Annotated in this window: 10 protein-coding genes; 3 read left to right on the top strand and 7 right to left on the bottom strand. The window is 71.9% G+C overall.

Features of this window, described 5'->3' with window-relative positions; all coding sequences use genetic code 11:
* Positions 1-26 precede the first annotated feature (26 nt).
* Entirely contained in the window at positions 27-860 is an 834-nt protein-coding gene (gene ddaH, locus D474_RS0101200) for a dimethylargininase (protein WP_017611772.1), read from the bottom strand.
* Positions 861-1037: 177 nt separating this feature from the next.
* On the opposite strand from ddaH, the gene D474_RS0101205 reads away from it, so the two are divergent.
* Entirely contained in the window at positions 1038-2135 is a 1098-nt protein-coding gene (locus D474_RS0101205; protein ID WP_017611773.1) for an alcohol dehydrogenase catalytic domain-containing protein, read from the top strand.
* Positions 2136-2293: 158 nt separating this feature from the next.
* Positions 2294-3958, top strand: coding sequence for an FAD-binding dehydrogenase (locus tag D474_RS0101210; RefSeq protein WP_017611774.1), 1665 nt, complete (start codon positions 2294-2296; stop codon positions 3956-3958).
* Positions 3959-4002: 44 nt separating this feature from the next.
* On the opposite strand, the gene D474_RS0101215 is transcribed toward D474_RS0101210, so the two are convergent.
* The 6 genes from D474_RS0101215 to D474_RS0101240 all read right to left on the bottom strand — a co-directional run bounded on the left by D474_RS0101215 (position 4003) and on the right by D474_RS0101240 (position 11914).
* The gene (locus D474_RS0101215; protein WP_017611775.1) at positions 4003-4665 is read right to left on the bottom strand and encodes a TetR/AcrR family transcriptional regulator; all 663 of its coding nucleotides are present in this window, start codon (positions 4663-4665) and stop codon (positions 4003-4005) included.
* Entirely contained in the window at positions 4662-6629 is a 1968-nt protein-coding gene (locus tag D474_RS0101220; RefSeq protein ID WP_026118069.1) for a CocE/NonD family hydrolase, read from the bottom strand. The genes D474_RS0101215 and D474_RS0101220 overlap by 4 nt, the downstream gene beginning before the upstream one ends.
* A gap of 56 nt (positions 6630-6685) precedes the next feature.
* Positions 6686-8467, bottom strand: a complete 1782-nt coding sequence (locus D474_RS0101225; protein ID WP_017611777.1) for a dipeptide ABC transporter ATP-binding protein — start codon at positions 8465-8467, stop codon at positions 6686-6688.
* A complete protein-coding gene (locus tag D474_RS0101230; RefSeq protein ID WP_026118070.1) occupies positions 8464-9360 on the bottom strand; it encodes an ABC transporter permease in 897 nt (298 codons plus the stop codon). Before D474_RS0101230 ends, D474_RS0101225 begins: the two co-directional genes overlap by 4 nt.
* Positions 9357-10316, bottom strand: coding sequence for an ABC transporter permease (locus tag D474_RS0101235; protein WP_017611779.1), 960 nt, complete (start codon positions 10314-10316; stop codon positions 9357-9359). Before D474_RS0101235 ends, D474_RS0101230 begins: the two co-directional genes overlap by 4 nt.
* Positions 10316-11914, bottom strand: a complete 1599-nt coding sequence (locus tag D474_RS0101240) for an ABC transporter substrate-binding protein (RefSeq protein ID WP_026118071.1) — start codon at positions 11912-11914, stop codon at positions 10316-10318. Before D474_RS0101240 ends, D474_RS0101235 begins: the two co-directional genes overlap by 1 nt.
* A 209-nt stretch (positions 11915-12123) precedes the next feature.
* Between D474_RS0101240 and hypF the strand changes: the two genes are divergently transcribed.
* Positions 12124-14427, top strand: a complete 2304-nt coding sequence (gene hypF / locus D474_RS0101245) for a carbamoyltransferase HypF (protein WP_017611781.1) — start codon at positions 12124-12126, stop codon at positions 14425-14427.
* The last annotated feature ends 8 nt before the right edge of the window (positions 14428-14435 follow it).

Genomic DNA, 14435 nt, shown 5'->3' on the forward strand with positions numbered 1-14435 from the left:
ACCTGAGCGACGGGTACGGAGGCGGGTCAGCGCGGTGCAGGGCGCAGTTCGAGGGTGCAGCACTTGGCTCCACCACCGGCCTTGCGGAGTTCGTCCAGGTGCACGGGATGGACGGTGTGCCCGCGTTCGCGCAGACGTTCGGCCAGGTCGGTGGCCTCGGCGGCCATGACGACGTCGTCGCCGGTGCACACCGAGTTCAGCCCCAGGGCGGCGGCGTCGTGTTCGGTGGCCAGGAGGGCGTCGGGGAAGAGGGCCTCGAGCACGCGCAGGCTGCCGCGGGAGAAGGCACCGGGGTAGTAGGCCACGTTGTCGCCGGGCAGGGCGAACAGTGCGGTGTCCAGGTGGTAGAAGCGGGGGTCGACGAGCTGCAGGGTGACCACGGGGCGGCCGAGGAAGCGCTCGGCCTCCTGGTGGGCGGCGGCCTCGGTGCGGAAGCCGGTGGCGGCCAGGACGAGGCGGTCGAGGGTGATGAAGTCGCCCTCGCCCTCGTTGACGTACTTGGGTTCGAGGGTCTCGGTGTATCCGCTCTTGCGGAACCAGTCGATGTAGGCGGGGCCCTCGGGGGTGCGTTCGGCGCTGGCGAACCGGGCGCCGTAGACCCGGCCCTCCACGACCAGGCCCCCGTTGGCGGCGAAGACCATGTCGGGCAGGCCTTCGATGGGGTCGATCTCGCTGACCCGGTGGCCCAGGTACCGGTAGAGGTCGCGCAGCCCGCGCCACTGGCGCAGGGCGCGGTCACGGTCCACCCCCGCCGAGGGGTCCATCCAGGGGTTGATGGCGTACTCGACCGCGAAGTGCGCGGGCGGGCACATGAGGAAGTGGCGTGGGTTCTGTGCCTGATCGGCGCTTGTTCGGGCCATGGGACCTCCAGTCGGCTCCGTTGCCTCCTGCTCCTGAACGAGGGAGATATACCCGGGCAGAGCCTGATGAAGACCACATCGTGGACACTCCCCTCCCCCTATGGCCGACACCCAGGGACTTGACCGACTGGTCGGTATTGCTACAGTCGCGGCAGTCCGCGATTGGAGGCTCCCCCGATGCCCACCACCGTCAAGGCCGCCGTGTTCGACGGTCAGAACGCCGACCCCCGCATCAGCGAGATCGTTCTCCCCGACCCCGGCCCCGGGCAGGTGCGTGTACGCCTGGCGGCCGCGGGTGTGTGCCACTCGGACCTCTCGTTGTCCGACGGGACCCTGCCCCGGCAGAAATGGCCGGCCGTCCTGGGCCACGAGGGCGCCGGGACCGTCGAGGCCGTGGGCGAGGGCGTGCCGGGCCTCTCTCCCGGCCAGCGCGTGGTCCTGAACTGGGAGCCGGCCTGCCGCGAGTGCTGGCACTGCCGCCAGGACGAACCCCACCTGTGCGAGCACGCCCTGGACGGCGCGGCACGCCCCTACGCCGAGCTCCCCGACGGCACCGCGCTTCACCCGGGGCTCAACATCGGCGCCTTCGCCGAGGCCACCGTCGTCCCCGCCAACGCTGTGGTCCCGCTGCCCGACGGGGTGGACCCGGCCGTGGCCGCAGTGCTGGGATGCGCGGTCCTGACCGGCTGGGGCGCGGTCAACAACTCCGCACAGGTGCGCCCGGGCCAGTCCGCTGTCGTGCTCGGACTGGGCGGTGTGGGCCTGTCGGTGCTGCAGTCCGCACGCCTGTCCGGGGCCGACCCGCTCGTGGCCGTGGACGTGTCCGCCGACAAGGAGGAGCTCGCGCGGTCGCTGGGCGCGACCGACTTCGTGGTCGCCGACGACGACCTGACCAAGAGCGTGCGCGCACTGACCGAGGGCCGCGGGGCGGACCACGCCTTCGAGGTCGTGGGGTCGGCCAAGGTCGTGCGCGCGGCCTGGAACGCGACCCGGCGCGGGGGCACCGTCACCGTCGTGGGCGTGGGCAGTATCGGGGACGAAGTCTCCTTCAACGCCCTCGAGCTCTTCCACCAGGCGCGGACCCTGCGCGGGTGTGTCTACGGCTCGAGCGACCCCGAGCGCGACATCCCCGTGGTCGCCGAGCTGGTGCGGTCCGGTGAGCTGCGCCTGAACACGATGATCACCGACGAGATCGACCTGGAGAGCCTGCCCGAGGCCTTCGAACGCATGCGCCGCGGCCGGGGCGGGCGTTCCCTCGTGCGTTTCGGCGCCTGAGTCGGCGCCCGGGATCTGCCCGGGCGCGGATCACACTCCGGTCACCGATGCCCGCCGCGGCGCCCCGTCCCCTTGTGGCGGTGGCTCGGCGGGCGACACGGTCGAGGCAGGCGCGCCCACCCGGCCCGGGGCACGGGCCGACCGACGAAGGGAAGCGGATGAGAGAGGGAACAGAGCGGGCCGACGCGATCGTCGTGGGCGCCGGTCTGGCCGGGCTGGCGGCGACTGCGGAGCTGGCCGAAGCGGGAAAGCGGGTTCTGCTGGTCGATCAGGAACCGGAGCAGTCCCTGGGCGGGCAGGCGCACTGGTCGCTGGGAGGGCTCTTCCTGGTGGACTCGCCCGAGCAGCGGCGGATGGGCGTGCGCGACTCCGCGGAGCTGGCCCTGCAGGACTGGATGGGCACGGCCGGGTTCGACCGGCCCGAGGACGCCTGGCCGCGCAAGTGGGCAGAGGCCTACGTGGACTTCGCGTCCGGGGAGAAATACGCCTGGCTGAAGAAGATGGGCATGTCGTTCTTCCCCGTCGTGGGGTGGGCCGAGCGAGGCGGACACCTGGCCGGCGGACACGGAAACTCGGTTCCGCGTTTCCACATCACGTGGGGCACCGGCCCGGGCGTGGTGGCACCGTTCGAGCGCCGGGTGCGTGCGGCCGCCGACCGGGGGCTGGTGGACTTCCGGTTCCGCCACCGGGTCGACGAGATGGTGATCGAGGACGGAACGGCGACCGGCGTGCGCGGCACGGTGCTGGCGCCCAGCGACATCGAACGCGGGCAGGCCAGCAACCGGGACACCGCCGGGGAGTTCGAACTGTCGGCGCAGGCGGTGGTGGTCACCTCCGGCGGGATCGGCGGCAACATCGACCTGGTGCGCAGCAACTGGCCCGAGCGGCTGGGCGAGCCCCCCGAGCACATGCTGTCCGGTGTGCCCGAGCACGTGGACGGGCGGATGCTGGGGATCGCGGAGAAGAACGGTGCGCAGATCATCAACCGCGACCGGATGTGGCACTACACCGAGGGCATCACCAACTGGGATCCGATCTGGAAGCGCCACGGGATCCGGATCCTGCCGGGGCCCTCGTCGCTGTGGCTGGACGCGACGGGTCGACGTTTGCCCGCACCGAACTTTCCCGGGTTCGACACCCTGAGCACCCTCGAGCACATCATGGGCAGCGGCCACGAGTACACGTGGTTCGTGCTCTCCCAGAAGATCATCGAGAAGGAGTTCGGGCTCTCGGGTTCGGAGCAGAACCCCGACATCACCGGCAAGGACCTGAAGTTGGTCCTGCAGCGAGTACTGCCGGGAGCACCGGGTCCGGTCGAGGCCTTCAAGCAGCACGGCGTGGACTTCGCGGTCGCCGACCGGCTCCCGGCACTGATCCGGAAGATGCAGGAGATCGCCGGCGACGGGGCCCTGGACGCCGACACGGTCACCCGCGAAGTGGTGGCGCGCGACCGGGAGATGGCCAACGACTTCACCAAGGACCTGCAGGTGATGTCGATCCACAACGCGCGCTCCTACCGGGGCGACAGGCTGGGCCGGGTGGCCGCCCCGCACCAGATCCTCGACCCGAAGGCGGGCCCGCTCATCGCGGTGCGCCTGCACCTGCTCACACGCAAGACACTGGGCGGCCTGCACACCGACCTCGACGCGCGGGTGCTGCGCTCGGACGGCAGCCCGCTGCCGGGCGTCTACGCCGCCGGTGAGGCCGCCGGGTTCGGCGGCGGCGGTGTGCACGGCTACCGCGCCCTGGAAGGCACGTTCCTGGGCGGGTGCATGTTCTCCGGCCGTACCGCCGGCCGTGCCGCGGCCGCAGCGATCGGCTGAGGCCGTGCGGGCCGGCCCCGTGGGCGGGGCCGGCCCTTCGCCGTTCAGGGGGTGGTCTCCAAGGCCAGTTCCGAGGCCAGGAAGCGGCGCAGGTGAGCGCGGGCCTGGTCGATGCTCAGGGGCGGGGCGCCGCGCAGGCGCCTCAGGGCCAGGCCGTCGACCAGGGCGCTGAAGCGGACCGTGGTCTCGGCGACGTCGTCGCAGAGGAACTCCCCGCTGGCGCGGCCGCGTTCGACGAGCTCGGCGATGCGGTCCGACCAGTCCTCGTAGCGGCGGCGCTGGAGGGTGTCGGGCGCCCGCACCGCGTCGGCGGCCCAGCTCTCGAACCACAGGCGCCAGTGCTGGTCGGTCTCGGTGCTGAAGACCCCTTCGACCAGCACGTCGAGCCCGTCCACGGCGGAGGGCGCCGACAGCATCCGCTCCCCCAGGGGACGGTAGTAGGCGTCGATCTCGATGGAGACGGCTTCGCCGATGATCTCGCCGATCCCGCCGAAGTGGTAGGTCACGGTTCCGACCGAGACCGCGGCGGCACGGGCGATGTCGCGCAGGCCCACCCCGCCCACGCCGTGTTCGAGGACGAGGGGGACGGCGGCCTCCAGGATGAGGCGGCGCCGCACCTCGGTGGGTTGCCGGGTGCGCCGGTCGGGCGAGACGGCCCTGCGCCGGGGGCCGCCGGTGCGGGTGGTCCCCTCGTCGGCCGCGCTCACCCCGCGGTCCTGGGGATGCGGCGCTCCCAGGTGCGGTCCGCCACGACCTCGCCGTCGGAAAGGGCCTCGACCCGGCTGTGCACGCGGAAGTGGTCGGCGGTGGCGCTGAGCTCGCTCGAGGTGCGCACCAGGACGTCCCATCCCTGTCGTTCCATGCTGATCTGCCATTCGGATCGTGCCACAGCCGACAACGGGTCGTCGACCCGGATCCGGTAGTGCTCGCGGGCCTTCTCGGTGTAGACGAGCCCGTCGGGGTAGGTGCGCGATCCCCCGTAATTGGGGTCGACGTCGAGGACCCACTCACCTGTGCCCACGTCATGGCTGACGAGGCGTTCGGGCCGGGTCTCGGCGCTCCCCCGCACGATCGGGAGCGGGGGAGCCTGTTCGGGCCCCTCGAAGACCACGGGGGCGCGGTCCCGGTCGGAACCCACGGGCCGTTCGGGCAGCAGCAGGGTGCTCCGGTCGGGCCACACCGTCAGTGCCGCATCGTCGGGCTGCGGCCAGACCCAGGGCCAGTAGGCGGTGGAGAGTGCCACCCGGATGCGGTGGCCGGCCGGGAAGGCGTAGCCGGGCCCGGAGAGCTCGACCTCGACGTCCTCGGGGGTGCCCGGCTGCCAGGGCACGACCCGGTCCCTGCCGTGGCGGCTGCTGAGGTTCATCACGCCCCGGGTGACCAGGGTGGAGCTTCCGTCGGGGGCGACGTCGCACACACGGACCACGACGGTGCCCCTGGGGTGGTCGGCGTCCATGCGCAGACGCACGCGGGCACGGCCGAGGATCTCAGTGCGCCGTTCCAGGACGGGCCCGTCGAAGCAGGTGGAACGCCCGTCCTCCTCCCGCTGGTCGGGGGGCAGGTCGGTGGAGTTGCCGTAGGGGAAGAACCGTCCGGCGTCCACCCCGGTGTGCTGGGGGCTGTGCACGGTGACCGGCCCCTCGCTGCCCAGGGGCGTGCGGGTCCACTCCGTCAGGGGCGAGGGCCAGGCGTCGTCCGAGGTCCAGCGTCCCGGGCGCTCGGTGTAGGCGGTGGCTGGGGCGACGGGTTCCTGCACGTAGGAACGCAGACGAGGGGTGTCCATGGCCCCGTTGTCGGTGTCCTTGAGCCAGTGGTCCCACCAGCGCACGGTCTCCTGGAGAAAGCCGACGTGCGGCCCTGGGGGCAGGTCGATGTCTGGGTACTGGTGCGCCCAGGGGCCGAGGATCCCGCGCACGGGACCGGGCAGGTGCTCGACCAGGCGCAGCACGGTGTCCCGGTAGGGGTCGGCCCAGCCGCCCACGGCCAGCACCGCGGCGTCCAGTGCCGTATATTCCTCGCACACGCTGCCGTGGCGCCAGTAGTCGTCGCGTTCCTGGTGGGCGAGCCAGGTGTGCATGAACGGTTCGAGGTTGTCGAGGCGCTCGCGCCACATCGGCAGGCAGNGTGCGGTGAAGGCGAGCATCGTCCCCGACCACCCGGCCATATCGATGCCCAGGACGGACCCGCCGATGTAGTGGACGTCGTTGTCGTAGCGGTCGTCGGCCGAGCAGACGGTGACGATCGCCCTGAGGGGTTCGGGGCGCCGTGCGGCGATCTGCAGCGAGTTGAAGCCGCCCCAGGAGATCCCGAACATGCCGACCCTGCCGGTGGACCAGGGCTGCTGCGCCAGCCAGTGCACGACCTCGACGCCGTCCTGGATCTCCTGCTCGCTGTACTCGTCGAGCATGACCCCCTCGGAGTTGCCCGACCCCCGCAGGTCCACGCGCACCGACGCGTAGCCGTGGCCGGCGTAGTAGGGGTGGCGTTGGGCGTCGCGGGGCGCGGTCCAGTCACCCTTGCGGTAGGGCAGGTACTCCAGCAGTGCCGGGACCGGACGGTCCTCGGAGTCGGTCGGCAACCAGATGCGCGCGTGCAATCGGATGCCGTCGCTCATCGGGATCCAGGTCTCGTGCACCTCGACGTCCCTGTCGAAGTGTTCTCTGTGGTGCATGGTCCCCCGTTCGTGGTGTGTGCTGGTGTTGCCGGTGTGCGTCGGTGCGGTGGTGTTCAGGTGTCCGGGGAGGCCTCGGCCCCGGTCTCCTCCCACCGCCGGATGCGGTGGCCCCCACCCAGGTCGTGCCACGTGGGGTCGTCGCCGGTGTCCGGGGGCGGCTCAGGTGGCCGGTGCGACGGGGCGGGTCCGGGCGCGTAGGTGTCGGAGGGGTCGAGGACCGCGTCGATCAGGCTCCGTGTGTAGGGGTGGTTGGGTCCGGAGAAGACCGCCTCCACCGGCCCCTCCTCCACGACACGGCCGTGGCGCAGGACAGCGACCCGGTCCGCGATGCCGCGGACCACCGCGAGGTCGTGGCTGATGAAGACGAAGGCCAGATCCCTCTCCTCGCGCAGCCGTTCGAGCAGGGCCAGCACCGAGGCCTGCACCGATACGTCCAGGGCGGTGGTGACCTCGTCGGCCACGACCACCTGCGGGTCCCCCGCCAGGGCGCGGGCGATCCCGACCCGCTGGCGCTGGCCGCCGGAGAGCTGTCCGGGCAGCCGTCCGGACAGGTCCGGGTCCAGGGCGACGTCGGACAGCAGGGTGCGGGCGTCCCGGTCGGCCTCCCGGCGGGATCTGCCCCCGAAGAAGCGCAGCGGGCGGCGGACCGCTTCCCGGACGATGCGGCGGGGGTTCAGTGAGGTGTCGGCGTTCTGGAAGACCAGTTGCACACGGCGTCGCACGTCGAGGGGGCGCCGCCGTGCAGTAGCGGCCAGATCGCCCTCGGTGGGGCCGTGCAGCAGCATGTGCCCGCCCGAGGAGGCGTGGAGTCCGGCCAGGGACCACGCCAGGGTCGATTTGCCGCTGCCGGATTCTCCGACCAGGGCCAGGACCTCGCCGCGGCGCAGGCGGAGAGTGACACCGTCGACGGCGCGGGTGGAACCGTGGTCGACGGTCACGTCCTGCAGCGAGACCGCGTCGGGTGTGTCCGCGGGCACCGGTGTACGGGGGCGTACGGTGCGGGTTCCGTCCTGGTCGACCTCGGCGAGGCCGCGGTCCTCGAGTCGGGGCACGGAGGCGAGCAGGAGCCGGGTGTAGGGGTGCTCGGGGGCGGTCAGGACCTGCTGGGCGCGGCCCTGCTCCACCACGGCTCCCTCACGCATCACGAGGGCTTCGTCGGCCATGCGCGAGACCACGCCCAGATCGTGACTGACCAGGATCGAGGTGAGGCCGAGTTCGCGGCTCAGGTCGGCCACCAGGTCCAGGATGCGCGCCTGGGTGACCACGTCCATGGAGGTGGTGGGCTCGTCCAGGACCAGGAGGCGGGGGCGCGCGGCCAGGGCCATGGCGATCGCGACGCGTTGTTGCTGTCCCCCGGAGAGCTGGTGGGGGTGACGGCGCAGCAGGCGCTCGGGTTCGGGCAGTCCCACCTTCCCGGCCAGGGAGAGGACCCTGGCACGCCGTTCGCGGCGCGACAGGCGCTGGGGAAGCAGGGACTCCTCGATCTGCGCGCCCACCCGCATGGAGGGGGTGAGGGAGTGGCCCGCGTTCTGCCCGACCAGGGCCACGTCGTGTGCGCGCAACCGTCGTACACCCGCCCTGTCGAGGCCGAAGAGGTCTTCCCCGGCCAGTTCGACGCGGCCGGAGGTGATCCTGGAGCCGTGGCGAAGGTGGGCGAGGAGGGTGGCTGCGACGGTGGACTTGCCGCTACCGGACTCGCCGACCACGGCCAACGTGCGTCCGGCCGCGACTTCGAAGGAGACTCCGCGTACGACCGGGACGTCGGTACCTTCGGAGGTGTAGGCCACGGACAGGTTCTCGACCCTGACCAGGGGGTCGGTACTCTCGGTGTTCACGAGGCCTCCTCGCTTCGGTCCACGTTCCAGAGCCGGGACAGGCCGTCGGCCGAGAGGTTCAGACCCACGACGAGGGTGGCCAGTGCGATGATCGGGGCGAGGGTCGCCCAGGGCAGGACCACCATGGCGGTACGGTTCTCCGAGATCATGAGCCCCCAGTCGGGGGTGGGCGGGTCGGCGCCGAAGCCCAGGAACGACAGTGAGCTGATGAGCAGGACCACCCACGAGGCGCGCATGGCGAACTCGACGGCGACCACGTGCACGATGTTGGGCAGGACCTCGCGCAGCAGGATCGGCAGCGTGCGTTCTCCTCGGGCCCGGGCAGCCGTGACGTAGTCGAGCGGGGCAACCCCGAGAGCGGCGGCACGCACCACACGTACGACCTGCGGTGTGTAGACCAGGGTGACGGCGAGGACGATGACCAGGGGCCCGGCGCCGAGCACGGTTACCACGACCAGCAGCGCCAGGATCGGCGGGATGGCCAGGACCGCGTCCAGCACACGCATCAGGGCCCCGTCGGTACGGCCTCCCTTGAGCGCGGTCGCACACCCCAGCACGGTTCCCAGGGCGACGGCGCAGGCGGTGGCGGCGAAGGAGACGGCCAGCGCGTACTGGCCGCCGTACAGCACCCGGGTGAGGACGTCGCGTCCCAGGGCGTCGGTCCCGAGCCAGTGGTCGCTGCCCGGGCCCAGCAAGGCGTCGTCGGGAACGTTGGCCGTGGGTGAGGCCGAGGTCAGCAGTGGTGCGAGCGCCGCCACGGCCAGGTGGAGCAGGACCAGGCCCAGGCCGACGCATGCCGTGCGTGAGCGCAGCAGGGCGCGCATGCTCCTTCCCGCGGGGTGTGCGGTCGCCCTGTTCGGGGTGGAGGGGCTGTTGCGGTTCGACTCGCTCATCGCCGGCTCCCCCCACCGGTGCGCAGGCGCGGGTTGAGCGCCATGGCACCGAGGTCGGCGGCCAGGTTGCACAGGACGTAGACCAGGGCGCTGATCACGGCGATGGCCTGCAGGACGGGCAGGTCGCGGTTGTGTACGGATTCCAGCATGAGCTGACCGATCCCGGGGTAGTTGAACACGTTCTCGACGACGGCCACGCCCCCGACGAGCCAGGCCACGTTCATGGCGATGACGTTGAGTGTGGGAAGCAGGGCGCTGGGCAGTGCGTGGCGCACCACCACGCGGGGGGTGCTGAGCCCCTTGAGGCGCGCGGTCGTGACGAACTCGCTGGCCATGACGTCGATGACGCTGGTCCTGGTCATCCGCACGATGTAGGCGGTCATGACCACCGACAGGGCGATGGTGGGCAGGACCACGGCCGGCAGCAGATCGGCCACGGGCGCAGTGGCCTCGTCGAGCACGACGGCGGGGAGCACGGGCACGGTGATGGACAGCAGCAGCACCAGCAGGGTGGCCATGACGAACTCCGGGATGCTCATCCCGATGAGGGTGAGAGCGGAGATGAGGGTGTCGGGCCAGCGGTCGCGGTACAGGCCGGCCACGACCCCGAGCACGACGGAGGAGGTCACGGCCACAGCGACGGTGGACACCGCGATGAGCATGGTGTTGCGCAGGTGCGGCCACAGCAGGTCGGCGACGGGTTCGCCCGAGACAGGGGAGATCCCGAAGTCCCCGCGCACGGCGCCGGCGATCCAGTCGAGGAAGCGCACGGCGGCGGGACGGTTGAGGTCCATCTGGTCGCGGAGCGCGGCCACGGCCTCGGGGGTGGCGTCCTGGCCCAGGACCTGGGTGGCCACGTCCCCGGGCAGCAGTTGCACGGCGGCGAAGACCAGAACCGCGGACAGAAACACGGTCAGGACCGCCGACACCAGACGCCGGCAGGTGTAGAGGAGCATCAGGGCCTCAATCCGATGTTGAGGTAGTCGAACTCGAACCCGGACTCGTGGTAGTTGAGGACCTCTCGGGAGAGCCCGACCAGGCGGTCGGCGAACATGGGCGTCATCGCGCCCCCTTCCTCGGCGACCAGGCGCTGGGCGTCCTGGTAGAGCCTGCGGCGGCGGTCCTCGTCGGCGGTGCTGCGGGCCGCGTCCAGCAGGTCGTCGAAGTCGGGGGCGGACCAGGCGGTCTCGTTGTAGGAGGAGCCGCTGCGGAAGACCTGGTTGAGGAGCTGGTCGGCGGGGCGGCCGGTGTACCAGTAGGTGGCCATGAGGGGCCGCTGCATCCAGATCTGGGTGTAGTAGGAGTCGGCGGAGGCGTTGCGCACGCGCACGTCGATGCCGGCGTCGGCGACCGAGTCGCGGAAGGCCAGGGCCATCGGGGTGAAGACCGGGTCGTAGGTGGAGGTGTACAGGTCCACCTGGAGCCCGTCGCGGCCGGCCTCGGAGAGCAGGGCGCGGGCGCGGTCGGGGTCGCGTTCGATCGTGTGCTCGGCCCAGTAGGGCGTGTCGGGAGGTACGGGGTTGTCCTCCCCCAGGACGCCGGTGCCCTGCAGGGCGACGTCGAGCAGGTGCACGGGGTCGTAGGCGGCCTTCATGGCCCGGCGCACGCGCACGTCGGTGAAGGGCTCGGCGGTGGTGAGCATGGGCAGCACGTACCACTGGGCGTTGACCGAGCGGGCGATGGTGGCACGGTCGGAGGCGGCCACGACGCGGGCGGTGGCGAAGTCGAGGTTGGTCTGGGAGAGCAGGTCGACCTGGCCGGCGAGCAGGGCGTTGGTGCGGGCCTGGATGTCGGTCATCGCGAACATCTCGATGGCGTCCAGGACGGGCCGCCCCTCCCAGTGGTCATCGTGGGCGACGACGCGTCCGCGGCCCCCGGGTGAGAACTCCTCCAGCCGGAAGGGGCCGGTGCCGATCCCGCTCTCACCGATGCTGTCGCCGCTGCCGTCGGGGACCACGTAGCAGTGGTAGTTGGTCAGCAGGGCGGGGAACTCGAAGTTGGGGGTGTCGAGTTCGACCTGGAGCACACCCGGTTCGGGGGTGTGCACGCCCTCGGATGAGAGCAGCGGGGTCAGCACGGTGGCCTGGGGCGAGGCGAGGTCGGGGTCCAGGAGGCGACGCAAGGTGTAGGCGGCGTCGGCGGAGGTGAACCGGGTGCCGTCGTGGAAGTCCACCCCTTCGCGCAGGCGGAAGGTCCAGATGGTGCCCTCGTCGTCGGACTCCCACTCGGCGGCCAGGTCGGGGACGGTCTCGCCGTCGTCGTCCATGCGCACGAGGCGGTTGTAGAGCGCGCCGAGGTACTCGTAGGCCGACAGGGAGTCGGCTGGGTCCAGTGTCTCTGCCTGTGATGCGGGCGGGCGGGCGATGCGCAGGACCCCGCCGTCGGCCGGTGTGCCCGTGGCGGCCCCTTCGGGGATCGAGGGCGCCGCTTCGGCCCCCGTGCGTGAGCAACCGGTCGCCAGGCCGGCCGCACCCACGGCTGCGGCCCCGCCCAGGAGCGCGGTCCTGCGCCGGATCCGTGGCGGGACCCTCTCATCACCCGGTGAACGCGGCATGTCTTCCTCTCCGACGGGGCATCCGACGCACAAGAATCGTTCAGTGAACGATTGATGTGATTTCTGAACGATAAGGGGTTTCGCCGCACGTTTTCAACCGCGGTCCACACCGGTGGCGAGCTCTGCCGCCGGGGAGCGCACCTGGTCGGCGGCCACGCCGGTCCGGGCCGGAGCGCCCCCGTGGGCGCACGCGGTGACAGACTGAGCCCATGGAGGAGCCGATCCGCACACGGGCACGGGTCACCGGGGTGGTGCAGGGGGTCGGTTTCCGGCCCTTCGTGTACGCCCTGGCCACTCGTCTTGGGCTGACCGGGTTCGTCGGCAACGACGTGGACGGGGTCTTCGTCGAGGCCGAGGGACCCGAGGCGCGGGTGCGCACGTTCGTGCGCGCCCTGCAGGAGGAGGCCCCTCCCCTGGCCCAGGTGGAGACCGTCCGGAGCACCACGGTGCCGGCCACGGGCGAGCCCGGGTTCTCGATCCGGCAGAGCGGGGCAGGAGGGCGGGCCACAACACTCGTCGCCGCCGACAGCGCCACGTGCGAGGACTGCCTGGCCGAACTGGACGACCCCGGGGACCGCCGTCACGGGTACCCGTTCATCAACTGCACGAACTGCGGCCCCCGCTTCACCATCGTCACCGGCATCCCCTACGACCGGCCCAAGACAACGATGGCCGGTTTCCGGATGTGCGCCCGGTGCGAGGCCGAGTACACCGACCCCGCCGACCGGCGCTTCCACGCCCAACCCGTGTGCTGTGCCCGGTGCGGCCCGCACCTGTCGCTGGTGGACGCCCACGGGAGCCCGCTGGCCGGTGACCCGCTCGAGGGGGCCGCCGCGCTGCTCGCCGCGGGTGCGGTCCTGGCGGTCAAGGGGCTGGGCGGGTACCACCTGGCCGCCGGCGCCGCCGACGCGCACGCGTGCGCCACGCTGCGCGCGCGCAAGCACCGCGAGGACAAGGCCTTCGCCGTCATGGTCGCCGACCTTCGCCAGGCCCGCCGACTGTGCGAGGTCGACGCCGAGGCGCAGGAACTGCTGTGCAGCAGGCGGCGCCCCATCGTGCTCCTGCCCCGTAAAGCCGATGCACCGGTGGCGCCCTCGGTCGCCCCCGGCAACCGCGACCTGGGGCTGATGCTGCCCTACACCCCGATGCACGCCCTCTTGCTGCGTGCCACCCGACAACCGGTCGTCCTGACCAGCGGAAACACCTCCGACGAACCCATCGCCCACCGCGACGAGGACGCCTTCCCCCGCCTGGCACCGCTGGCCGACGCCTTCCTGACCCACGACCGGGCCATCCACACGCGCACCGACGACTCCGTGGTCCGCCCGCCGGTCGTCCAGGGCGGGGCGCCTGTGCTGATCCGGCGCTCACGCGGGTACGTGCCCGAACCGGTCCAGGTGCCCTGGCTCTGGCCGCGCCCCGTCCTGGCGTGCGGGGCCGAGCTGAAGAACACCTTCTGCCTGGCCACGCACCGGCGTGCGTTCGTCTCCCACCACATCGGCGACCTGGAGAACCTGGAGACCCTGCGCTCCTTCACCGACGGGATCGCGCACCTGCAGTCCCTGTTCGAGATCGACCCCGAGGTGGTCGCGCACGACCTGCACCCGGAGTACCTGTCGACCAAACACGCCCACACGCTCACCCGTATGACACGGGTCGGGGTCCAGCACCACCATGCGCACATCGCCGCGTGCCTGGCCGACAACAGCACCGACGAACCGGTGATCGGCGTGGCGCTGGACGGCACCGGCTACGGCACCGACGGCACGATCTGGGGTGGGGAGTTCCTGCTCGCCGACCTGGCCGGCTTCACCCGGGCCGGGTTCTTCGACCCGGTCCCCATGCCCGGGGGCGCGGCGGCGATCCGGCACCCGTGGCGGATGGCCGCCGCGCACCTGGACCATGCGTTCGAGGGCCGCGTCCCCGAGGGCCTGGACCTGCGCCGGCGCCGGGGCACGGACTGGGACACCGTGGTCACCATGGCCCGGCGCGGGGTCAACGCACCCCTGACCTCCAGCGCGGGCCGACTCTTCGACGCGGTCTCCGCGATCGCGGGCGTGCGCGATTCGGTCAACTACGAGGGCCAGGCCGCGGTGGAGCTGGAACAGCTCGTCGATCCCGACGAGGACGGCGCCTACACCGCGCGTGTGGACGGAGGCGAGCAGCTGCGGGTGCGCACCACCGACCTGGTGCGTGCGGTGGCCGAGGACGTGCTGGCCGGGGCCGACGCGGGCCGCGTCGCCGCGCGCTTCCACCGCGGCCTGTGCGGCGCGGTCGTCGCGGCCTGCGATGTGATCGCCCGGCGCAGCGGACGCTCCACGGTCGCCCTCTCGGGCGGGGTGTTCGTCAACACGGTGCTGTACGCGGGAGTGGTCCGGGGCCTGCGCGCCCGCGGCCTGCGTGTGCTGACACACGCCCGTGTGCCCTGCAACGACGGCGGCATCAGCCTGGGTCAGGCCGCGGTCGCCGGCGCCCGTGACCGTGCGCGACAGCTGACCGGCCCGGCGGGGTGAGTCCGGGA

The organism is Nocardiopsis salina YIM 90010 (assembly GCF_000341025.1).
GTDB lineage: Bacteria > Actinomycetota > Actinomycetes > Streptosporangiales > Streptosporangiaceae > Nocardiopsis > Nocardiopsis salina.